Here is a 22,360-nt window from a genome sequence, read left to right as displayed (position 1 = left end):
ATAATTTGAATAGTGATTAAGGGAGGCAGTTACATGCGACACCGCCAAAATGATTCATTTTTTGATCAGATTGAGAAAAAAACAAATGTAAAACAAGAAGATTTATTGAAACTGGTACAATCTTTAAATGGTGCTGACTTTCAAGATGAACAAACCGTACGCAGAGTCATCTCGGATGTCGGGAAACTTGCTGGAAAAAAAGTGTCTAAAAAACAAGAAGATGAATTAGTTAAGGCAATTGTTAACAACAATATCCCGTTTGATTTGGCTTCCTTAAGCAAGTGGTTCCAGTCAAAATAATTTTAAATTTATTTATGATTCAAAGGCATATGCTCATTCCAATGGATACCTTTATGAATACAGTAAAAAGAATAGAATAAAGGCTGTTTATAAAAAGGGAAAGAATATAGCAAAAGCTAGCTGGATCAGCCCCGGTTCAGCTGGCTTTTGATGGAAAAACAAAGTAGTACGAGAGTCAGCTGTCTAAATTATTTCTACAAAACATTGAAAACCAATGGGACATGCAGTCACAGCCCTGGCCGTGTGTTATAATATGGACGGAATTAAAGGAGGGTAGGTTGATGTCAGCGCTGCAAAACATGTGGTTTTCATTTTTTGGTTTATTTTTAATGTTTGCATCAGCCGGGCTTAGCGTTTTATCACAGAAGTTGCCTGGGTTTTGGCGTGTTTTATTACTTATATTGTCTTTCCTCTGCCTTATGGTTGCTGGTCTGATTGTCTTTGCCGTTGTAGTGCGAGGACCATTAGCTGAATAATGAATTTTCCGTCGATCACATATACAGAACAAACCTTTTGCCCTGGAGGTGAAACAGTGAAAATTAAATTGACTATATCGGGTGTCATGATTCTTTTTTTACTATCGGGGTGTATGTTTCCACAGGAAAAAAGAGCAGAAAACCAGGTTCCTTATGAAAATCAGCTTGCTTCCGTGCAGCAAGCAGTTGATCAATACAAAAAAGATAATAACGTACTCCCAATTAAAACAAAAGACGAAAATACACCTATCTATCAAAAATATGTTATCGAATTTAATAAACTAATGCCGCGGTATATGCAGGAACCTCCAGGGAATTCTTTCGAAAATGGCGGTTTCTATCAATATGTCATTATAAATCCGGAAGAAGAAGCCGAGGTAAAAGTTATTGATTTACGTATTATGAGAGAAATACAAGAACTTCAGCGGGAGATTAATAAGTATATTAACAAAAACGAATATGCTCCCATAGAAGAACCAATTGGACCTGGAGTATACTCTATCGATATGGAAAAGCTCGATTATCATCGCGATGCAAAAGTCCAAAGCCCTTACAATGATACATACTTACCATTAATCATTAATGAACATGGCAATGTTTTAATTGATTATTCTATAGATTTAAATATTGCTTTACGTGAGTATGATCATGATTATAATCAAGGAGACGATATTAGAAAACTGTTGACAGATAATTCCCCGATTGTTCCTGCTTTTTCTATCCCGTATACAATTGATGAAAATGGGGAACCAACATTTAAGGAAGAGTAACAGTGTGAAAGAAGAAGACTTTTTCCTGCTGATGCAGGAAAAAGTCTTTTTTAATGTTACATGGCCAGGCAGTCATTCTTTCTCTATACTCGCGTTCAATTTTTTCAAAAAGATTTAAATAAAAGATGTTATCCCTCATAAAGTGAATAAAAAAAACATAAGTAGAAGTGAGAAAGTCATATCCCTCGGACATTATCATAAATATATAATGTCATACATGCAAGACCGGTATCGGAATTCACATTGAACAGGAGGGGATCTAGTGGAAAAGGTTGATATCTTCAAAGATATCGCGGAGCGGACCGGTGGAGACATCTATCTAGGAGTAGTCGGAGCAGTCCGTACCGGTAAATCCACTTTTATTAAAAAGTTCATGGAGCTTGTCGTTCTTCCAAATATGGATAGTGAAGCAGATAGGGCACGTACAAAGGATGAACTGCCTCAAAGCGCGGCAGGAAAAACGATAATGACCACTGAACCGAAATTTGTTCCTAATAACGCTGTGTCATTAGAAGTGGATGAAGGGCTTGAAGTTAACGTAAGGCTGGTAGATTGTGTCGGCTATGCTGTGGAAGGCGCTAAAGGGTATGAAGATGAAAATGGACCGCGAATGATTAATACTCCATGGTATGAAGAACCTATCCCATTTCAAGAAGCTGCAGAAATTGGTACTCGTAAAGTTATTCAAGAGCATTCCACACTGGGAGTAGTCGTTACCTCAGATGGGACTATCGGTGAAATTCCACGGATGGATTATGTCGAAGCAGAAGAGCGTGTAGTAGAAGAATTAAAAGAGGTTGGAAAACCTTTCATAATGATCGTTAACACAGTCCGTCCTCATCATCCAGAAACAGAAGTTCTTCGTCAAGAATTATCGGAAGAGCATGATATACCAGTTCTTGCATTAAGTATTGAAAGCATGACCGAACACGATATTCATAATGTATTAAGAGAAGTTCTTTTTGAGTTTCCAGTCCATGAAGTAAATGTTAATCTGCCAAGCTGGGTAATGGTTTTAAGGGAAAGCCACTGGTTGAGACAGGAGTATGAACAGTCTGTAAGAAACACGGTGAAGGATATTAAAAGACTGCGGGATGTGGACAGAGTCGTACATCAATTTGCAAATGACTTTGAGTTTATAGAAGAAGCAGGTCTTGCTGGAATTGAAATGGGGCAGGGAATTGCTGAAATTGATCTGTTTGCCCCTGATCATTTATACGATCAGGTATTAAAAGAAGTGGTAGGAGTTGAAATACGCGGAAAAGATCACTTGCTTCAGCTTATGCAAGATTTTGCTTATGCAAAAAGCGAATATGATCAAGTAAGTGATGCTTTGAAAATGGTTAAACAGACCGGATATGGGATCGCTGCTCCAGCAATTACGGATATGAGTTTAGACGAACCGGAAATCATACGCCAAGGTTCACGTTTTGGAGTCAGACTTAAAGCAGTGGCGCCCTCCATTCACATGATAAAAGTAGATGTTGAATCAGAATTTGCCCCCATTATTGGAACGGAGAAACAAAGTGAAGAACTAGTTAGGTATTTAATGCAGGATTTTGAAGAAAATCCTCTTTCCATCTGGAATTCTGATATATTTGGCAGGTCATTAAATTCTATTGTCCGCGAAGGAATACAGGCGAAACTTTCTCTCATGCCAGAAAATGCAAGGTATAAATTAAAAGAAACCTTAGAAAGAATAATAAATGAAGGGTCAGGCGGATTAATCGCTATCATTCTTTAATAAAAATGGAAGGGAAGCGGCAGTGTGAATTGCCTGCTTCTTTTTTTATTTTATTACAGTTAACATAATAATATTATAAATAATAAAACTGCTCTTTTTTTTTGCTTTATACCTACCCTTATGCTAAAATTTTTCAAAGGTTAGATAAACTTCGAATGGAGGAAATACAGATTGCCAACCGTTGATCATGATAAAATAAAACAAGCTGTCCGCTTAATATTAGAGGGCGTGGGGGAAGATCCAGATAGAGAAGGCTTAATAGATACACCAAAGCGTGTTGCGAAAATGTATGAAGAGGTGTTTCAAGGAATTCATGAAGACCCTGCTGAGCATTTACAAACTGTGTTTGGCGAAGACCATGAAGAATTGGTTTTAGTTCGTGATATTCCCTTCTATTCCATGTGCGAACATCATCTTGTTCCCTTTTATGGAAAAGCTCATGTTGGGTATATCCCTAAAGGAGGGAAAGTAACCGGGTTAAGCAAACTTGCTCGTACGGTCGAGACGGTTGCTAAAAAACCTCAGCTGCAGGAAAGAATTACATCGACAATTGCCAATACTATTGTGGATACTTTAGAGCCTCATGGTGTTATTGTCGTTGTGGAAGCAGAGCATATGTGTATGACAATGAGAGGTGTCAAGAAGCCCGGTGCGGAAACGATTACATCTGCAGTAAGAGGAACCTTTGAGAAAGATGATGCTTCAAGAGCAGAAGTATTAGCGTTAATAAATCGATCTTAAAATTTAATAAAGCGGGTGATTATAGTGAGCAATAAAGATGATTTCTTCGTTATTAAAGCTGAAGAAGATGGTGTTAACGTTATTGGGTTGACAAGAGGGACAGATACAAGATTTCATCATTCGGAAAAACTTGATAAAGGTGAAGTGATGATTGCTCAGTTTACCGAACATACCTCCGCTGTAAAAGTGAGAGGGAAAGCTGTTATTCAGACGAGCCATGGGGAATTAAAAACAGAGGATTAGCTGCAAACGGCATGCCGATCGCTTTTAGGTTTATAACAGCTGTAATATTTTTGACTTGAGTTAAAACGCCGCTATTAAAGGTTTCGGCTCTTTTCTTTTCTATGCTATAATAACATCGGTGAATTTCAATTAAGTACATAGCTACCACGGTACCAATTGGGGGGGACGTCATACATGATAGAATCACAACAGCAGGCTACAGAAATCAAAAGTATTGAAAAACAGTTTTTAAAGATGACGACCCACCCTTATTTAAAAAAACATATTGATGATGCGGAAATCGAGTATGACATTATAATGTTTTTATTAGAAATAATGGATCAATCCAAACTGTCATTAGAAGAAAAACGAGAGCAGATATTGTCTGCTCTATTGGTGCAGGCCGCTTTTCTTACGCATGAAAAAGTTTTGAATACAGAAGTAACCGATAATATTGAAAAAAAACCAAGACAGCTGACGGTTTTAGCTGGGGATTTTTTCAGCAGCCTTTACTATTATATGCTGGTCAAAAAAGCCCATAATGATATACTTCCTGTTTTTAGCAGCTCCATTCAAAAAATTAATGAAGAAAAAATGAGCCTTCATTTTTCTGAAAATCAATCTGAACAAGAATTAATGAAACGATTAGAAATTGTCGAAGGAGGATTTGTTTCTGACATAGCTTGTTTTTATAAAAGAAAGGAGCTTGGCGCTCTTGCAGAAACTTTCTTTTTATTGAAAAGGTTATTAAAAGAAAAGCAAAAATCCAGATCAAAATTATTATCTGCATTCGCAACAGCCATCCATACTTTTACAGAAGGATATGAAACGGATATAGTTACAGAATGGCCGCCTGCCCAAACAAAAGCTTTCCTGAATGAAAAGATTGATGAATTGCAGAAGAAGTTAAAGAAACAGTTGGAAGCTTATCCTTCTATTCTAAGTATTCCTCTTTATAATAGGTTGAAAAAATGGATAACAATGGAATACGAAGCAGAGATAAAGTAACGGGAGAAGGGATAAGATGCAAAGATCGAAGGAAGAAAAAGTACATGAGGTCTTTGAAACCATTCATGACAAATATGATAAGATGAACTCTATTATAAGTTTCCAGCTTCATAAATTATGGCGAAAAGATACTATGAAAAGAATGAAGGTTTTTCGAGGAGCTAAATCCCTTGATGTTTGCTGTGGTACAGCAGACTGGGCTATAAATCTTGCGGAAGCGGCAGGGGAGAGCGGCCATGTCACGGGCCTGGATTTTAGTAAGAGCATGCTTAAAGTCGGAGAGCAAAAGTTGAAAAAAAGACAGCTTAATAATGTGGAATTAATAGAAGGAAATGCTATGAATCTGCCGTTTGAAGACAATACATTTGATTTTGTTACGATTGGATTCGGTTTGCGTAATGTTCCCAACTATCAAACTGTTTTAAAGGAAATGTATCGTGTCTTAAAGCCGGGAGGATTAGCTGTATGTCTCGAAACTTCCCAGCCCGAGCTGAAAAAAATAAAGGGAGTCTACTCTTTTTATTTTAAGCGGATAATGCCGCTTCTAGGAAAATACTTGGCTGGAAGTTATGAAGAATACTCCTGGCTGCAAGAGTCTACGATGAATTTCCCAAATAAAAGTTTACTCGCTTTTTTGTTTTCAGAATCAGGATTCCAGCAAGTCAGCGTTGTCCCATATTCTATGGGAACAGCTGCTGCACATTTTGCTAGGAAAGGAACTTTCCTTAAAAGCGAGGAAAAGGTGAAATGAAAAAGTTAAAAATAATATTAGAAATGATTAAATTTGAACATACAGTTTTTGCCCTTCCTTTTGCATTTTTAGGGGCCGTATTAGGCAGTTTAATGGTAGAAGGAACCTGGCCGACTATATCAGAGTGGGTCTGGATTACGCTTGCTATGGTTGGGGCAAGGAGTGCGGCAATGACCTTAAATAGAGTAATTGATGCAAGAATTGACAAAAAAAATCCCCGAACAGCTGAGAGGGCTATCCCTGCGGGGTTAATAACTATAAACCAGAGTATTTTATTTATTACTGCTTCCTTTGTCTTATTATTTATATCTGCCTATCAGTTGAACATGCTATCTGTATATTTGCTGCCTATAGCTGTCTTTTTTCTAACTGCTTATTCTTATACAAAACGATTTACCTGGCTTTGTCATATTTTTCTTGGTGTAACCATTGCGATAGCGCCTCTTGGCGGATGGGTTGGTGCTACAGGCACCCTTCAAAGTGAAGCGTTTTTGTTGTTTTCAGCTGTTGCATTTTGGATTGCAGGCTTCGATGTCATTTATGCAACCCAGGATGCAGATTACGATAGAAAAGTTGGTCTCTTTTCTATTCCAGCAAAATTTGGTGTGAAAAAAGCTTTATATATGGCGCGGTTTTTTCATCTTATTAGCTTTATTTCTTTATTGACGCTTCATTTTTTATCACCGTTATCTTTTGTATATTTGGCAGGTGTTTTAATAGCAGGAGTTATTATGGCTTACGAGCATTCTATTGTAAAACCAGACGATCTATCTAAAGTAAAGGTTGCTTTTTTTCCGATGAATGGGGTTATCAGCATCGTTATGCTTCTCTTTACGATAGGGGATATTATGTTATGAACCAGAACGAAAAAATATTTACAGTAGCTATAACTGGGGCAAGCGGGGCAATTTATGGAATAAGGCTTACGCAGGAGCTGCTTAAAAATAATTATCGGGTACATCTATTAATCAGTGAAGCAGGATGGCAGGTATTTCGCGAAGAATTAAAGCTAGATACCTCTGACAGGCAAGCTTGTTTAGAGGAACTGTTTCCTGAATCAGTTGAAACTTCATTAGAAATTCATGGGCTTCGTGATTTTAAAGCACCAGTGGCAAGCGGGTCATATCGGACGGATGGCATGGTAGTCATTCCTTGTTCTATGGGTACTCTTTCTAAAATTGCAAACGGTAATTCTGGTAACTTATTAGAAAGAGCTGCCGATGTAGTCTTGAAGGAAAAGCGCAAATTAATTCTTGTTCCCAGGGAAACCCCTCTTAATGGAATTCATCTGGAAAATATGCTTAAAGCTGAAAAAAATGGAAGTCATATCATTCCTGCAATGCCGGGATTTTATCATCTTCCGGAAACGAAAGATGATCTTATTAATTTTGTAGTAGGAAAGGTATTGGATGCATTAAACGTCCATCATTCCCTATTTACGAGGTGGGGGAGCTAAAAATGAGCTTAACCATTGGAGAAATTTCATATACTAATATTTTACCGATGTTTTATTATATAAATCGAGAATATTTAAAATTTAAAGGTTGTACTTTCATTCCAAAAGTTCCCGCTGGTTTAAATGAGGGAATGAAACAAGGAACAATTGATGTTGGAGGAATTTCTTCTTTTGCTTTTGGAGAAGCTGCTGGTCAATACACGCTTATGCCTGGTTTGTCCGTATCCTCTTATGGAAATGTTGGTTCTATTTTTTTATTTTCACATAAGCCTTTAGAAAAGTTAGAAGGAATGAGAATCGCATTAACCTCATCTAGTGCTACTTCGGTACACTTGTGGAAAGTTATTGCAGCAGAATTTTATAATATGAAAAATATAAAATATACAACAATGGCTCCAGATCCAGAAGAAATGGAAAAAAACTATGATGCTTTTTTATTAATTGGTGATGATGCAATTAGAACCTTTTGGAAAAATAACGGCCGTTTATACTGTTATGACCTTGGTGGGCTGTGGCATGATCATACTGGTCTTCCTATGACTTACGCTGTTTTTGCTGTCAGAAAAGAAGCGGTAAAGAAAAAAGGCGATGTTTTGAAGACACTGTACAAAGAGTTTTTATACAGCAAAAAGATTGCTCTAACTTCTCATCTTAAAGAAATGACAGCAGCCATTCAGCAAAAACACGGGGGAAACCAGGAATTTTGGATAAATTATTTTCAAAGTCTGCATTACGGGTTTCAAGAGAAGGAAAAAGAGAGCCTTTTATATTATTACAGACTTATGTATAAACATGGCTACTTTAAAAAAACAGTACAAGATATTGACATGTGGCTTGCCGGAAACGAGGTGCAATACTTATTTTGAAGGTGAATATCATGAAGTTGGCGGACTTATATTTGTTTCTTAAATCTGATATATATAAAATTGAAAAAGAGCTGGAAAGGTCCGTGGAAGCGGAGCATCCTGTCTTAAGGGATGCTTCTCTTCATTTGCTTCAAGCAGGTGGGAAGCGGATACGCCCTGTGTTTGTATTACTGAGCGCTAAATTTGGCAGCTACGATATTGAAAGGTTAAAACATATAGCAGTAGCTTTGGAGCTCATTCACATGGCCTCTCTTGTTCACGATGACGTCATTGATGATGCGGAACTTAGGCGAGGAAAGAAAACGATTAAAGCACAATGGGATAATCGTGTTGCTATGTACACTGGTGATTATATTTTTGCAAAAGCCATTGAAAAAGCTGCTTATTTTAAAAATGAAGACATTCACCGCATTATTTCACGTGCTATGTTTGAAATGTGCCTTGGAGAAATTGAGCAAATCAGAGATCAATATAATTGGGATCAGACGTTAAAAATATATTTAAGAAGAATAAAACGAAAAACGGCGCTATTAATTGCTGTGAGTTGTCAATTAGGGGCTGTTAGTGCTGGTGCGTCCCCGAAAGACCAGTCAAGATTATTTCATTACGGTTATAATGTAGGGATGTCGTATCAAATCATTGATGATATATTAGATTTTACAGGAACAGAAAAAGAGCTGGGGAAACCTGCAGGCAGTGACCTTCTTCAGGGCAATATAACGCTGCCAGCATTATATGCAATGTGCAGCGACTCACAGATTCGGTCAGACATTTCTGCTTTTTGCCGGAAAAAAGACTATTTCGATACAGACATCAGCCCTTTCTTAGAAATGGTAAAGGCTTCCGGAGGTATTGAGTATTCCAAAGAATTAAGTAAAAAATATTTACAAAAAGCTTTCCTGGCTCTGGAAGGCCTGTCTGACATATCTGCAAAAAAATCTCTAAGCGATATTGCAAAATACATAGGCGGAAGAAATCATTAATATATCCAGCTTTTCTCCTCTTCTTTACAGAGGAGGTTTCTTTTTATGCCGTTGCGAACGCTTTCATAGTTTGTTATAATCATATAGGTTTAACTGGAATACATAGGAAGAAAGAGGGGTAGGAATGGAAAAAACATTTATTATGGTAAAGCCGGATGGTGTACAGCGAAACCTTATAGGAGAAATCGTTAATCGATTTGAGAAAAAAGGATTTAATTTGGCTGCTGGAAAATTAATGACAATACCAAAAGAGCTTGCTGAAGAACATTATGGAGAACATAAAGACAAGCCATTTTTTGGGGAGTTAGTCTCTTTTATTACGTCCGGCCCTGTTTTTGCAATGGTATGGGAAGGGGAAGGTGTTATTACCACAGCACGAAAAATGATGGGAGCGACAAACCCTGCTGATGCAGATCCAGGCACGATTCGCGGTGATTTTGGAGTGCAGGTAAGCATGAATGTGATTCACGGTTCAGATTCTCCGGAAAGTGCTGAAAGAGAAATTGGCTTATTTTTTAACGAAGATGATTTAATTCAATACAACAAAACTATTTCTGAGTGGGTTTAATCATTTTTTATTACGTCTTTTGCTGCTACCGCAAAAGGCGTTTTTAATTAAATAGAATGCTTATGTTTTCAATACTGTCCGTAATAGGAGGGAATGGTATAATAAAACAAGTTATAAAGAGAGAGGAAATGAACACATGAAAATCCAGTCAAAAAACCACTATGATAATTCAGATGATTATTTACAGTTTGTACATAAGGTAAAAAAGAAAACAAGCATCGATTTGTCGATGTACAAAGAAGCCCAGATGAAACGACGCCTGCGTTCTTTTTTCGAGAAAAAAAACTTCTCAAGTTTTCAGGAATTCTATGACAGGGGACTTGATAAGGATGAAGCAATACTAACTGAGTTTTTAGAAAAAATGACGATAAATGTTTCAGAATTTTTTAGAAACCAAAAGCGGTGGGAGGTTTTAACAAAAAAAATTTTTCCAAGGCTTCTTAAAGATAATTCAGAGCTGAAAATTTGGTCTGCAGCATGTTCTACCGGGGAAGAGCCATACACGCTTTCTATTATTCTTGATCAGTATAGAGGCTGTAAATCTCATTCAATATTGGCAACAGATATAGATGAAGCTATTCTGTTACGCGCGGCAAAAGGTCTTTTTACTGAAAGGGCTTTAAAAAAATTACCAAAAGAAGAAATACAAAAGCATTTTGTTAAGGAAACGGCTGGATATCGTGTGAGAGACTCCTTGAAAAAATGTATCACTTTTAAAAAGCATAATTTATTAAGAGATGTGTATGAACCGGAACATGACCTCATCGTATGCCGCAATGTATTAATATATTTTACGGAAGAAGCAAAGCATTCGATCTACAGAAGGTTTAATAAAGCATTAAAAATGGGCGGTGTATTGTTTGTGGGGAGCACTGAACAAATATTTAATCCAATCCGATATGGTTTTGAAACAGAAGATACTTTTTTTTACAAAAAAATAAAAGATATAGAATAACGTCATATTATTTATTTTTATTGGTCTTTTTCGTAAATTCTAAAAAAATTTTAATCGACACACACATAAAAAAATAAATATGTTATCATTTAATGCATAAAAGCACTAAAGAGAGATTACGGCAGTATGTAAAGAGGAGTGGAAATAGATGAGATATTTAACCGCAGGTGAATCACATGGTCCGCAGCAGACCACTATCATAGAAGGCCTTCCAGCTAATATGGAGCTGCTTCAGGAGGATATTAATACGGAACTTGCCCGCAGACAGGGAGGATACGGGCGCGGCCGCCGTATGCAAATAGAAAAAGATAAAGTTCAAATCGTCAGTGGAGTAAGGCACGGCAGAACTACCGGTGCCCCTGTTACGCTTGTTGTAGAAAATGATGATTTTAAACATTGGCGAAAAATAATGGGTTCAGAACCGTTAACACCTGAAGAAGAAGAGGAAGTGAAGCGGAAAATTACTCGGCCCCGCCCGGGTCATGCGGACTTAAACGGAGCATTAAAATACGGGCATAGGGATATGCGGAATGTATTAGAACGCTCTTCTGCCCGTGAAACAACCGCACGTGTATGTGCAGGAGCTGTCGCTAAAAAAGTTTTAAAAACGTTCGGAATAGAAGTTGGCGGGCAGGTTCTTGAAATAGGCGGCATTAAAGCAGAAAACACGAACTATGAAAGTATTAATGATTTAAAAGAAAGAACCGAAGCGTCCCCTGTTCGCTGCTTGGACAAGGACGCAGAAAGCAAAATGATACAAGCGATTGATGATGCTAAAAAAGAAGGGGATTCAATAGGCGGTGTAGTACAGACAGTAATCAGCGGTGTGCCTGTTGGTCTTGGGAGTCATGTTCATTATGACCGTAAACTGGATGCAAAAATCGCAGGTTCCGTTATGAGTATTAACGCCTTTAAAGGAGTAGAAGTCGGCATTGGCTTTGAAGCAGCCAGGCGGCCGGGGAGCAAAGTGCACGATGAAATTACTTGGGATAAAGAAAATGGATATCAGCGAAAAACTAATAATTTAGGCGGATTTGAAGGCGGAATGACAACCGGAATGCCAATTATCATTCAAGGAGTTATGAAGCCTATTCCTACTTTATATAAGCCATTAGAAAGCGTTGATATTGATTCGAAGGAAGCTTTTAAGGCAAGTATTGAACGTTCTGACAGCTGTGCCGTACCGGCTGCTTCGGTAGTTATGGAAAATGTTATTGCATTTGAAGTAGCTAGTGCTTTGCTTGATATGTTTGGTTCTGACCGGGTGGATGCTATAAAGAGAAATTTGCAAGAACATTATGAGTGGTCGAGGGATTTTTAATGGAACAATTGACTGTTAAGACTGCTGACACTTCTTACCCCGTATATATTGGAAAAGGCGTTCTGAACAAGGCACCAGAGCTTCTTCATACACTGTTAGAGGATAAGAGCAGGGCGCTGATTATAACGGATACAAATGTAGGAGAGCTATATGGAACGAAATTGAAAAATATCCTTGGACGGGTCCTTCCAGTCAGTATTACTGCGGTTCCGGATGGAGAAGCTTCTAAATCGATGTCCAGTTACGAGAAACTTTTGAGTGTTTGCATAGAAGAAGGACTTGATCGCCAATCCGTTATATTTGCCCTTGGCGGAGGAGTTATTGGAGATTTAGCCGGCTTTACTGCAGCGACTTATATGAGAGGTATTCCATTTGTGCAAGTTCCTACAACTCTTCTTGCCCATGACAGCAGTGTCGGAGGAAAAACTGGTATCAATCATTCCTTAGGAAAAAACTTAATAGGTGCCTTTCACCAGCCTTCAGCTGTGCTTTATGATACGGATACCTTATCAACCCTGCCTGATAAAGAATGGCGATCAGGCTTTGCTGAAATGATTAAACATGCCTATATTCAGGATCCAGAATTCTTAATGTGGTTAAAAAAAAATGTTCGTACGACAGAAGATATAAAAAAAGACACTATACGCCAATTTTTAAAAAGGTCAATAGCTATTAAAGCAGACATAGTAAAAGAAGATGAAAAAGAATCAGGAATACGAGCGTTTTTGAATTTTGGACATACTTTAGGACATTCCATAGAGAAGAGTTCTGGATATGGCCAGATAACACATGGAGAAGCAGTAGCAGCGGGAATGTTATTTGCAATGCGTTTAAGTAATGAAATATGGATTTCCTCATGGGATATCAACCAAGAAAGAGATTGGTTTAAATCGCTTGGGTATCCAATAGAGGCACCATCTCATTATTCGGCACAATTATTAATAGATGCAATGAAAAAAGATAAAAAAGCAAGTGCCGGTAAAATAAAATTCGTATTAGTAAAAGAACCCGGCAGGCCCCTTTTAAATACAATAGACGAAAAGCTGCTGTTTGATCTGCTGGCAAAGGAACAAAGGGGGAATACGGTGTATGATTAGAGGGGTACGCGGAGCAATAACAATCGACAAAAATCAACAAGATGATATAGTGACCAGCACAAAAAAACTACTGGAGGAAATGATCGCGGCAAATAAATTGGTACCGGAAAACGTTTCGCAGATATGGTTTACAGTAACTTCTGACATTAATGCAGCATTTCCGGCAAAAGCCATACGTTTATTAGAAGGATGGGAGTTCGTACCAGTAATGTGTGCACAAGAGATTCCTGTTCCAGGCAGTTTGCCATTATGTATTAGAATTATGCTGTCGGCAGAAATAAATACAAAGCAAGAAGACGTACAGCACATTTACTTGCGAAACGCAAAAGAGCTCCGTCCTGACCTGGAGTTGACAAAAAAGAAGTAAAGTGTGTAGTATGGAATTAGATAAGATAAGATAAGATGAGTAAAAAATAATATATTAATAGTCGAGCAGAGTGCAGATAGAAGAGAAGAGCAGAGATGAGAAGAGCGGAGTAATTGTAGTCAACCGCCTGAAACTGCTTGTTTCAGGCTTTATATATTTAGGGGGCGGATTTTGACAGAGAGTAAAAGTACTTCATTGTCTTTCGTCCTTTCCAGGTAATCTATATCAACCCTTTCTTTATCTCTCCTTCCTTCATGCTCTCTTCTTGTCATAAAACAGAGGTGAGCCCATGTCCGAAACTTCTTTTCACACATTTAAAAATCAATCGATAAATAACAAATTGGTTCCATATGTCAGACGTTTTTTTTCTGATACTTTGACCCCAATTGAAGTCTTCCGAAAGCTTGAAGAAGATGCGGTATTTCTGTTGGAGAGTAAAGATGAAGCGTCTCCATGGGCAAGATATTCATTCATTGGATTGGCCCCGCAATATAAAATTTTAAGCCGCTGCGATAAATATCTTTTTGTCGATAAACAAGAACAAATCCTTTTAGAAAATAATGACCTTGCTGTATTGTTTGAAGAGTCTATTAAATGGCTAAAGCCAGGTTCTCCTGATGTGGAAGTTCCTTTTAAAGGAGGCGCTGTTGGTGTTATTCCATATGACACGGTGGAAAACTTTGAGCCTGATTTGCATTCAACCGAGGATCCTGTTTGCGAGGATGAAGTTGTATTACTCTTTTGCCAAACTCTAATTGTATTGGATCATGATACAAAAGAGCTGACGTTTATCCATTACGATGCAGAAAGCCAAGCTGATATTTCCGATCGTTATAATCATTCCAAATCAGTTGTATCTGCATTAATGGAACAGCTCGCTTCCGGTTCAAAAGATGAAGCATTTTTATCACCAATCACAAAAGCAGCAAGTGTAAATTTTAAAGAAGTTGTTTCCAATTATCCAAAGGAAAAATTTCTAAACGACGTTGAAAAAATTAAAGAATATATAAAAGCCGGCGATATTTTTCAAGCCGTTCTTTCACAGCGGTTTGAAAAAGAGATTACAATTTCCGCTTTTGATATATACCGGGCTCTTCGAATGATAAACCCGTCGCCGTATTTATTTTATTTAAAACTTGACGGTCAGGAAGTAGTGGGAAGCTCACCGGAAAGGTTAATCCAGGTACAGGATAGCCACGTAGAAATTCATCCGATTGCCGGGACGAGAAAGCGCGGTCGTACCAAGAAAGAGGACAATGAACTTGAACATGATCTTTTAGAAGATGAAAAAGAAAAAGCAGAACATTACATGCTGGTCGACCTGGCAAGAAATGATGTTGGAAGAGTTGCAGAATACGGGTCTGTCGACACCCCTGTTCTCCTTGAGATTGGTAAATTCTCTCACGTAATGCATATCATTTCAAAAGTAACGGGAAGACTTGCAGCCGATACAAAGTCGATTGAAGCGCTTCAATCCTCATTCCCAGCCGGCACAGTATCAGGCGCTCCTAAATTTCGAGCTATGCAGATTTTAAAGGAATTAGAACCTGAACGTCGAGGTATATACGCAGGTGCCGTCTGTTATTTAGGGTTTGACGGCAACATCGATTCTTGTATTGCAATAAGAACGATGATAGTTAAAAACAATAAAGCAAGAATACAAGCTGGGGCAGGGATTGTAGCAGATTCTATACCAGAAAAAGAATATGAGGAAACACAAAATAAAGCAGCGGCTCTATTAAAAGCAGTGGAATCCGCAGAAAAAATGTTTGGTCAAAAAAGGGAGGAGAGACAACATGCTGAAAAACATATTGAACGCATGTATTGAAGGAAAGACATTAGCGGAAGAAGAAGCGAAGGCTGCCATGGATGAGATTATGGAAGGAAGAGCCACAGAGAGTCAAATTGCAAGCTTGTTAACTGTGCTGCGCTTTAGAGGAGAAACAGTCGATGAGATGACGGGGTTTGCAAGGTCGATGAAAAATCATGTAATAAAGATTCCTCATAAGGAAGATGCTGTAATTGACACGTGCGGAACGGGCGGAGATAAAAGTTCAACGTATAATATTTCTACTGCTTCAGCAATAGCATTATCTTCTCTTGGGGTAAAAGTTGCAAAACACGGCAACCGTTCTGTTTCCTCAAAAAGCGGAAGTGCTGATGTGTTGGAAGAATTAGGGCTGGCGGTTCAAACTTCCCCAGAAGAAGCAGCTTCTTCTCTTGAACATCAAGACATGGCATTTTTGTTTGCTCCGTTATACCATGTAGCTATGAAACATGCTGTTACTCCCAGAAAAGAAATAGGCTTCCGTACTATTTTTAACTTGTTAGGTCCTCTTACAAATCCTGCAAATGCCAGAGCTCAAGTGATTGGGGTGTTTAACAAAGAATACGGATTGAAAATGGCTCAAACCCTTCAGCGAATGGGAGCTGAACGAGCTATGTTTGTGACCGGTGAAGACGGACTTGATGAAATAACCATTACAGGAAAAACGTATGTAACTGAATTAATAAATAATGAAGTTAAACAATACACCATTACCCCAGAGCAATTTGGATTAAAAAGGGCACCAATCGCCCCTGTGCAAGTCAATAATTCGAAAGAAAGTGCGGACCTTATAGAAGACATTTTTCAAGGTAATGTAAGTGGAGCAGCTAAAGATATATTGATTTTAAATATTGCAGCAGGCCTGTATGTTTCTAATAATACTGCTTCAGTAGAAGAAGGAGCAGAAGAGGCAAAAGCTGCATTAGAAAACGGTAAGGTTCTAAAGCAGCTGCAGCGTTTACGAAAAGAAAAGGTGGAAGAACAGCATGCTTAATAAAATTATCGAAACCAAAAAAGAAGAGGTACAGAGTTTACAGCTGCCTCAACGTGTGGATGTTTCTAGGTATTCTCTTAAAAAAGCGCTTATTCAAAACAATAACGTACAGGTGATTGCAGAGGTGAAAAAAGCTTCCCCGTCAAAAGGGTTAATCAGATCTGATTTTCATCCTGAATCCATTGCCGAAAGTTACCAAAGAGGAGGAGCGGCAGCTCTTTCTGTGTTGACTGATGAGCCTTATTTTCAAGGAAAGCGCGCATATTTAACAGCGGTTAAGAATAAAGTATCTATTCCTGTCCTGCGAAAAGATTTTATTATTGACCGCTTGCAATTAGAAGAAAGTGAACGAATTGGTGCAGATGCTGTTCTTTTAATAGCAGCAGCTTTAGAGCCGCAGCATTTACATGAGTTATACTTGGAAGCTGATGAAAAAGGTCTTGAAGTACTCGTTGAATTTCATTCTAAAGAAGAACTAGAAAGCGTGATGAAAATCTTTAAACCTGCTATAATTGGCGTTAACAATCGTGACTTGAAGACGTTTAATACAACTTTAACGGTAACTGAGGAATTGAGTAAATGTATACCTGCTGATAGTGTGTTTGTAAGCGAAAGCGGCATATATACACATGAAGACCTACAGTTTGTTCAAAACTATGGGGCAGATGCTGTATTAGTGGGCGAGTCATTAATGAGGCAGACAAACGTAGAGCTTGCTTTACGTCAGTTAAAAGGAGAAAAGTTTCATGATCAGTCCTTATCTTAAGCTTTGCGGCTTGCATTCAGAACACGATGTTAAAGTTGCGTCTCTTTCCCGTGCAGATTATGTAGGCTTTGTAATGGCGGAAAGTAAAAGAAAAGTAACGCCTCACGAGGCTGCTTCCTGGCTTGAAAGGCATAAATTGCCTGAAAAGAAGGTGGCAGCTCTCTTTGTTAATGCCCCGTTAAAAGAAATACGAGAAGCGGTAGAAGTTCTTTCACCTGATGTTATTCAGCTGCATGGAGCAGAATCTCCTGAAAAAGCAGCAGAGGTAAAAAAAACATTTAATCTTGAAGTGTGGAAGGCCCTTCCCCATGATGAAGACACGATTTTTCAAATGAACGAATATTTATCTAGCGTCGATGGTTTTGTGATTGATGCCAAAGTAAAAGGGGCATGGGGCGGTACAGGACAAAGTTTTGACTGGTCACATGTACCTGAATATGTTGAATTCGGTAAAAACTACAGCCTTCCAGTTTTAATTGCAGGCGGCATTACCCCTGACAACGTGGAGGCATTAATGCCTTTTAAGCCATGGGGAATTGATCTATCAAGCGGTTTGGAAACAGAAGGCTTAAAAGATGAAAATAAATTGATTTGTTTGGAAAAGAGGTTGGAGAAAAATGAGTAGTGTCTATCCAGATATAAATGGGCGTTTTGGCGGTTTCGGCGGACAATTTGTACCTGAAACATTAATGTATGCACTCGAAGAATTAGAATCATCACTGACAGAGGCATGGGAAGATACTTCATTTGTGGAAGAGTATAAAAATACTCTGATAGAATATGCTGGCCGTCCGACCCCGTTAACGTATGCGGAAAGACTTACGCATAAATTGGGTGGGGCTAAAATTTACTTAAAAAGAGAAGATCTGCTCCATACGGGTGCACATAAATTAAACAATGCTGTGGGACAAGCTCTGCTTGCCAAACGAATGGGGAAAAGAAAAATTGTTGCTGAAACAGGTGCCGGCCAGCATGGCGTTGCAACGGCTACTGTTTGTGCCCGTCTCGGCCTTGAATGCAAGGTATTTATGGGAGAAGAAGACATGAGGCGTCAGGAACTTAATGTGTTTAGAATGGAGCTGCTTGGAGCTGAAGTTGTACCGGCGGTGTCAGGAAGCAGAACATTAAAAGATGCTACAAATGAAGCCATACGTTATTGGGTGGCTAATGTAGAAGATACCTTTTACCTTATCGGGTCTGTTGTAGGTCCTCATCCATATCCAAAAATGGTTAGAGATTTTCAGAGGATCATAGGGGATGAAACAAAAGCACAGCTGCAAGAAAAAGAAGGAACTTTTCCTGATGCGGCAGCTGCTTGTGTAGGGGGAGGAAGCAATGCAATTGGAATGTTTTCCGCTTTTTTAGAAGACGAAGTGAAATTATTTGGGGCTGAAGCAGCGGGAAAAGGTCTTTCATCTGATAGGCATGCTGCTACTATTACTAAAGGAACCAAAGGAGTAATACATGGTTCTCTTACGTATCTCATTCAGGATGAAAACGGTCAGATTATTGAACCTTACTCTATTTCAGCAGGCCTGGACTATCCGGGGATCGGGCCCGAGCATGCACATCTTGCAGAAAGCGGGCGTGTGTCTTATGAAGGAGTGACGGATAAGGAGGCTCTTAACGCACTTTCTGTATTAACACGAACGGAAGGCATTCTCCCTGCAATTGAATCTGCTCATGCTCTGCATCTGGCATTTGAAAAAGCAAAAAAGATGGGGAAAGATCAAATCATGGTAATTTGTCTATCTGGAAGAGGAGACAAGGATGTAAATTCCATAAAAGAGGCAATGGAAAAGGAGTCTGAAGCATGACTAGAATGAGTGTTAGTGAGGCGGCAAAACAAGCAGAATACCCATTGTTTATTCCATTTATTATGGCAGGAGATCCGGATTCAGCTGCAACAATAGACCTTGCTTTAACCTTGCAAGAAGCAGGGGCTCATATTTTAGAGCTTGGAATTCCTTATTCAGATCCACTAGCAGATGGACCGGTATTACAGCGTTCGGCAAAAAGGGCACTTGAGCAAGGAATGAGCCTTGACCGGGCAATCCGTCTTGTACCGGAAATGAGAAAAAAAGGTGTAACTATTCCAGTTATCATATTTACGTATTTTAATCCCGTTCTCCAAATGGGAGAAAAGACTTTTCTTAATAGGGTGAAAGAAAATGAAGCAGACGGTGTTTTAATTCCAGACCTTCCATATGAAGAAAGCCAGGAACTTAGTAATAATGCTAAAGAAAAGGGTCTTGCTAATATTTCCCTTGTAGCTCCAACCTCGACAACACGAATAGAAAAAATAGCAAAAAAAGCAGAAGGCTTCTTATATTGTGTATCCAGCCTGGGTGTAACTGGAACCAGGGAGTCATTTTCAGAGGAAGCTTATACGTTTATTAAGAACGTGAACTCTGCCAGTACTGTCCCAGTAGCAGTTGGTTTTGGTATTTCAAAACCCGAGCATGTCGAAAGCCTGAATGGCGTATGTAATGGGGTTATTGTCGGAAGCGCTATAATGAAAAAAGTGGAAGAATATTTAAGTGATTTGTCACATGAGGAAAAGAATAAACAAATTGCTCTCCAAAACATAAAAACATTTGTTTCTTCTCTCATTTCATCGTAACATAGAAAAAGAGAAAAGAATTTATTGATGTGAGGTGCTAAAGCATGAAAGTCAAATCTCAATTATTGGGGATGGAACCATATAAACCGGGGAAACCAATGGAAGAAGTGAAAAAAGAACTCGGTTTAAAAGAAGTCCATAAATTAGCCTCAAATGAAAATCCTTACGGTGCCTCTCCGAAAGTACATGAAGCGGTTAAACAAGCAGCATTGCATCCTGAAATATATCCTGACGGTTATGCTGCAAGCATTCGTGAAGCAGTTGCCCAGGATTTTAACATAAAAAAGAGTCAGTTAATATTTGGTGCTGGCTCTGATGAAGTCATTCTAATGCTCTGCCGTGCTTTTTTAACATCGGAAACCAATACTGTTATGGCTGCACCGACTTTCTCTCAATATAAACACAATGCCGTCATTGAAGGAGCTGAGATTAGAGAAGTACCATTAAAGGACGGTGTTCATGATCTGCCACGTATGCTTGATCAAATTGATGACAAGACAAGAATTGTATGGGTATGCAATCCAAACAATCCTTCAGGCACTTATGTTGGTAAAGAGGCGTTTGAAAAGTTTTTAAAGCAAGTTCCTGATCATGTCCTTGTAGTATCAGATGAAGCTTATATTGAATATGTAACGGCTGATGATTATCCAAATACGCTTTCCTATTTAAGTGAGTTTTCTAATTTAATGGTGCTTCGTACATTTTCCAAGGCATACGGTTTAGCTTCTATGCGCATAGGTTATGGAGTAGCTTCAGAAGAATTAATCAGCATTCTGGACCCTGTTCGACCGCCATTTAATACAACGACTATAGCCCAGCATGCAGCTATCGCAGCACTGGATGATAAAGCTTATATTGAAGACTGCCGTATTAAAAACAGGGAAGCACTGGATCAATTCGAAGCTTTTTGTGATGATAGGCAGCTTTCTTATTTACCATCACAAACGAATTTTATGTTAATTCATACAGGGGTTCCAGGAGATAAAATGTTTACCTCCCTATTAAAGAAAGGGATTATTGTCCGTTCAGGAGAAGCCCTCGGTTTCTCAGATTGGATAAGGGTTACGGCAGGTACAAGTGAACAAAACAAGCTTTTCTTGCAGGCATTTGATGAATGTTTAAACGAATTTAAACATTCTGTTAAAGGATGATTAAAAGCAGCAGCCTGTTTCTAGTATGGTAAGTAGAAGCGTCTGCTGCCTTTTGAATGGAGAGAAACGTTATATTGCCTCGAAAAGGAAAGAGAGAAGGAGGGGGTAGGCTTGGATAAACGAAAGATATGTATTATTGGTATGGGTTTAATTGGAGGCTCTATCGCCTTATCTATAAAGAAAGAACATAACGTACATATAACTGGTGTTGATATTGATAAGAATCAATTAAAACTAGCTCAGTCACTTCAAGTGATTGATGATACTGCCTCAGGGGTTGCGGCAGGAGTGGAAGGTGCAGATTTAATCATTATTGCCGTTCCAGTTACAAAAACAGAATGCATTATTGAAGAATTAGAGACCCTTCCTTTAAAAGAAGGCTCGATTATAACAGATGTAGGGAGTACAAAGGAAAGAATTTTTCAAAAAGCAAAGCATTTATACAAAAAAGGTGTTACTTTTATTGGTGGTCACCCAATGGCGGGTTCGCATAAAAGCGGTGTTCAGGCGGCTAAATCACATTTATTTGAAAATGCATTTTATATCTTGACTCCCTGCGTTAATACCAATACTAATAAAATTATTCAGCTTCAAAACTGGCTGAAAGGTACCAAAGCACGTTTTATTGAATTAACACCAAAGCAGCATGATAAACTTGCTGGTTTAATCAGTCATTTTCCTCATATCATCGCTGCAGGGCTCGTACACCAAGTTAAAAATACTAAGAAAGAAGACCAACTTGTTTCTCGGCTGGCCGCTGGTGGATTTCGTGATATTACGCGTATTGCCTCTGCAAGCCCGGTAATGTGGAGAGATATTCTTTTACACAATAAAGACACTATTTTAACGCTGCTTTATAATTGGAAAGATGAAATGAAAAAAGTCGAGCAATTACTGCATGAGGAAAACGGGGATGAAATTTTAGAGTATTTCAATTCGGCTAAAACGTTCAGGGACGGCCTTCCAGTGAAGGAAAAGGGCGCCTTACCATCGTTTTACGATTTGTTTGTTGATGTACCTGACCATCCAGGTGTCATATCAGATGTTACTGGAATTCTCGGAAAAGCAGGTATCAGTATTACTAATATTCGTATCATCGAAACAAGAGAGGATATTATGGGAGTACTGCAGCTTACCTTCCGTTCTGACAAAGACAGAGAAGACGGTCGTCAAAACTTAGAGAATGCATTATATGAAACATATATTATCGAATAAGCGAGTACAGTAAACTATCAGGGCGGTGTGCCAGGGTAGTTTGCTGTATGAAGTACAAAAAGTTTTATAAATTTTATTGACATTTATCTGCACTTCGTTATAATAAAAGTAGCGTATGGTTTCTCTCCACTCCTATCCATACTCTTAATTGAATAGCA

25 protein-coding genes are annotated in these 22,360 nt (G+C 38.6%); all 25 read left to right on the top strand.

Translation table 11 applies throughout. The features are described from left to right. Positions 1–33 precede the first annotated feature (33 nt). The 25 genes from ACE1TI_RS06220 (at position 34) to ACE1TI_RS06100 (ending at position 22,202) form a co-directional block, all read left to right on the top strand. The gene (locus ACE1TI_RS06220; protein WP_375006724.1) at positions 34–300 is read left to right on the top strand and encodes a stage VI sporulation protein F; all 267 of its coding nucleotides are present in this window, start codon (positions 34–36) and stop codon (positions 298–300) included. Positions 301–581: 281 nt separating this feature from the next. Further along, positions 582–776, top strand: coding sequence for a DUF2768 family protein (locus ACE1TI_RS06215; protein WP_375006723.1), 195 nt, complete (start codon positions 582–584; stop codon positions 774–776). Positions 777–832: 56 nt separating this feature from the next. Then, on the top strand, positions 833–1,546 hold the full coding sequence (locus tag ACE1TI_RS06210) for a hypothetical protein (RefSeq protein WP_375006722.1): 714 nt from the start codon (positions 833–835) through the stop codon (positions 1,544–1,546). Positions 1,547–1,808: 262 nt separating this feature from the next. Further along, positions 1,809–3,290: a stage IV sporulation protein A gene (spoIVA, locus tag ACE1TI_RS06205; protein WP_375006721.1), complete on the top strand. Its 1,482-nt coding sequence runs from the start codon at positions 1,809–1,811 to the stop codon at positions 3,288–3,290. A 171-nt stretch (positions 3,291–3,461) separates the two neighbouring features. Next, positions 3,462–4,031: a GTP cyclohydrolase I FolE gene (folE, locus tag ACE1TI_RS06200; RefSeq protein WP_375006720.1), complete on the top strand. Its 570-nt coding sequence runs from the start codon at positions 3,462–3,464 to the stop codon at positions 4,029–4,031. Between the two features lie 24 nt (positions 4,032–4,055). Then, positions 4,056–4,274: a trp RNA-binding attenuation protein MtrB gene (gene mtrB, locus ACE1TI_RS06195; protein ID WP_375006719.1), complete on the top strand. Its 219-nt coding sequence runs from the start codon at positions 4,056–4,058 to the stop codon at positions 4,272–4,274. Positions 4,275–4,448: 174 nt separating this feature from the next. Continuing rightward, complete coding sequence (locus ACE1TI_RS06190; protein ID WP_375006718.1) at positions 4,449–5,261, top strand: heptaprenyl diphosphate synthase component 1; 813 nt, start codon at positions 4,449–4,451, stop codon at positions 5,259–5,261. A 16-nt stretch (positions 5,262–5,277) separates the two neighbouring features. Continuing rightward, positions 5,278–6,012, top strand: a complete 735-nt coding sequence (locus tag ACE1TI_RS06185) for a demethylmenaquinone methyltransferase (RefSeq protein WP_375006717.1) — start codon at positions 5,278–5,280, stop codon at positions 6,010–6,012. After that, on the top strand, positions 6,009–6,869 hold the full coding sequence (locus ACE1TI_RS06180) for a UbiA-like polyprenyltransferase (protein ID WP_375006716.1): 861 nt from the start codon (positions 6,009–6,011) through the stop codon (positions 6,867–6,869). The genes ACE1TI_RS06185 and ACE1TI_RS06180 overlap by 4 nt, the downstream gene beginning before the upstream one ends. After that, a complete protein-coding gene (locus ACE1TI_RS06175) occupies positions 6,866–7,468 on the top strand; it encodes a UbiX family flavin prenyltransferase (RefSeq protein WP_375006715.1) in 603 nt (200 codons plus the stop codon). The genes ACE1TI_RS06180 and ACE1TI_RS06175 overlap by 4 nt, the downstream gene beginning before the upstream one ends. 2 nt (positions 7,469–7,470) lie before the next feature. Further along, a complete protein-coding gene (locus ACE1TI_RS06170) occupies positions 7,471–8,334 on the top strand; it encodes a menaquinone biosynthesis protein (protein ID WP_375006714.1) in 864 nt (287 codons plus the stop codon). An 11-nt stretch (positions 8,335–8,345) separates the two neighbouring features. Next, on the top strand, positions 8,346–9,317 hold the full coding sequence (hepT, locus tag ACE1TI_RS06165) for a heptaprenyl diphosphate synthase component II (RefSeq protein WP_375006713.1): 972 nt from the start codon (positions 8,346–8,348) through the stop codon (positions 9,315–9,317). A 124-nt stretch (positions 9,318–9,441) separates the two neighbouring features. Beyond that, the gene (ndk, locus tag ACE1TI_RS06160) at positions 9,442–9,885 is read left to right on the top strand and encodes a nucleoside-diphosphate kinase (RefSeq protein WP_375006712.1); all 444 of its coding nucleotides are present in this window, start codon (positions 9,442–9,444) and stop codon (positions 9,883–9,885) included. 136 nt (positions 9,886–10,021) lie between these two features. Continuing rightward, the gene (locus ACE1TI_RS06155) at positions 10,022–10,840 is read left to right on the top strand and encodes a CheR family methyltransferase (protein WP_375006711.1); all 819 of its coding nucleotides are present in this window, start codon (positions 10,022–10,024) and stop codon (positions 10,838–10,840) included. Positions 10,841–10,988: 148 nt separating this feature from the next. Continuing rightward, positions 10,989–12,161: a chorismate synthase gene (aroC, locus tag ACE1TI_RS06150; protein WP_375006710.1), complete on the top strand. Its 1,173-nt coding sequence runs from the start codon at positions 10,989–10,991 to the stop codon at positions 12,159–12,161. Beyond that, the gene (gene aroB, locus ACE1TI_RS06145) at positions 12,161–13,258 is read left to right on the top strand and encodes a 3-dehydroquinate synthase (protein WP_375006709.1); all 1,098 of its coding nucleotides are present in this window, start codon (positions 12,161–12,163) and stop codon (positions 13,256–13,258) included. Before aroC ends, aroB begins: the two co-directional genes overlap by 1 nt. Further along, complete coding sequence (gene aroH / locus ACE1TI_RS06140) at positions 13,251–13,625, top strand: chorismate mutase (RefSeq protein WP_375006708.1); 375 nt, start codon at positions 13,251–13,253, stop codon at positions 13,623–13,625. Before aroB ends, aroH begins: the two co-directional genes overlap by 8 nt. Before the next feature lie 289 nt (positions 13,626–13,914). Further along, on the top strand, positions 13,915–15,453 hold the full coding sequence (gene trpE, locus ACE1TI_RS06135) for an anthranilate synthase component I (RefSeq protein ID WP_375006707.1): 1,539 nt from the start codon (positions 13,915–13,917) through the stop codon (positions 15,451–15,453). After that, entirely contained in the window at positions 15,422–16,447 is a 1,026-nt protein-coding gene (gene trpD, locus ACE1TI_RS06130) for an anthranilate phosphoribosyltransferase (protein WP_375006706.1), read from the top strand. The genes trpE and trpD overlap by 32 nt, the downstream gene beginning before the upstream one ends. After that, complete coding sequence (gene trpC / locus ACE1TI_RS06125; RefSeq protein WP_375006705.1) at positions 16,440–17,213, top strand: indole-3-glycerol phosphate synthase TrpC; 774 nt, start codon at positions 16,440–16,442, stop codon at positions 17,211–17,213. The genes trpD and trpC overlap by 8 nt, the downstream gene beginning before the upstream one ends. Then, on the top strand, positions 17,194–17,838 hold the full coding sequence (locus tag ACE1TI_RS06120) for a phosphoribosylanthranilate isomerase (RefSeq protein ID WP_375006704.1): 645 nt from the start codon (positions 17,194–17,196) through the stop codon (positions 17,836–17,838). Before trpC ends, ACE1TI_RS06120 begins: the two co-directional genes overlap by 20 nt. Then, positions 17,831–19,030, top strand: a complete 1,200-nt coding sequence (gene trpB / locus ACE1TI_RS06115) for a tryptophan synthase subunit beta (RefSeq protein ID WP_375006703.1) — start codon at positions 17,831–17,833, stop codon at positions 19,028–19,030. The genes ACE1TI_RS06120 and trpB overlap by 8 nt, the downstream gene beginning before the upstream one ends. Next, positions 19,027–19,836, top strand: coding sequence for a tryptophan synthase subunit alpha (gene trpA / locus ACE1TI_RS06110; RefSeq protein ID WP_375006702.1), 810 nt, complete (start codon positions 19,027–19,029; stop codon positions 19,834–19,836). The genes trpB and trpA overlap by 4 nt, the downstream gene beginning before the upstream one ends. A gap of 44 nt (positions 19,837–19,880) precedes the next feature. Beyond that, complete coding sequence (gene hisC / locus ACE1TI_RS06105; RefSeq protein WP_375006701.1) at positions 19,881–20,987, top strand: histidinol-phosphate transaminase; 1,107 nt, start codon at positions 19,881–19,883, stop codon at positions 20,985–20,987. A 111-nt stretch (positions 20,988–21,098) separates the two neighbouring features. Then, positions 21,099–22,202, top strand: a complete 1,104-nt coding sequence (locus tag ACE1TI_RS06100; protein WP_375006700.1) for a prephenate dehydrogenase — start codon at positions 21,099–21,101, stop codon at positions 22,200–22,202. Positions 22,203–22,360: the final 158 nt, after the last annotated feature.

This window comes from Alteribacillus sp. JSM 102045 (assembly GCF_041949975.1).
Classification (GTDB): Bacteria; Bacillota; Bacilli; order Bacillales; family Marinococcaceae; genus Alteribacillus.
The sequence above is the reverse complement of the archived record's forward strand: the minus strand, read 5'-3'. Positions and strand labels throughout refer to the sequence as shown.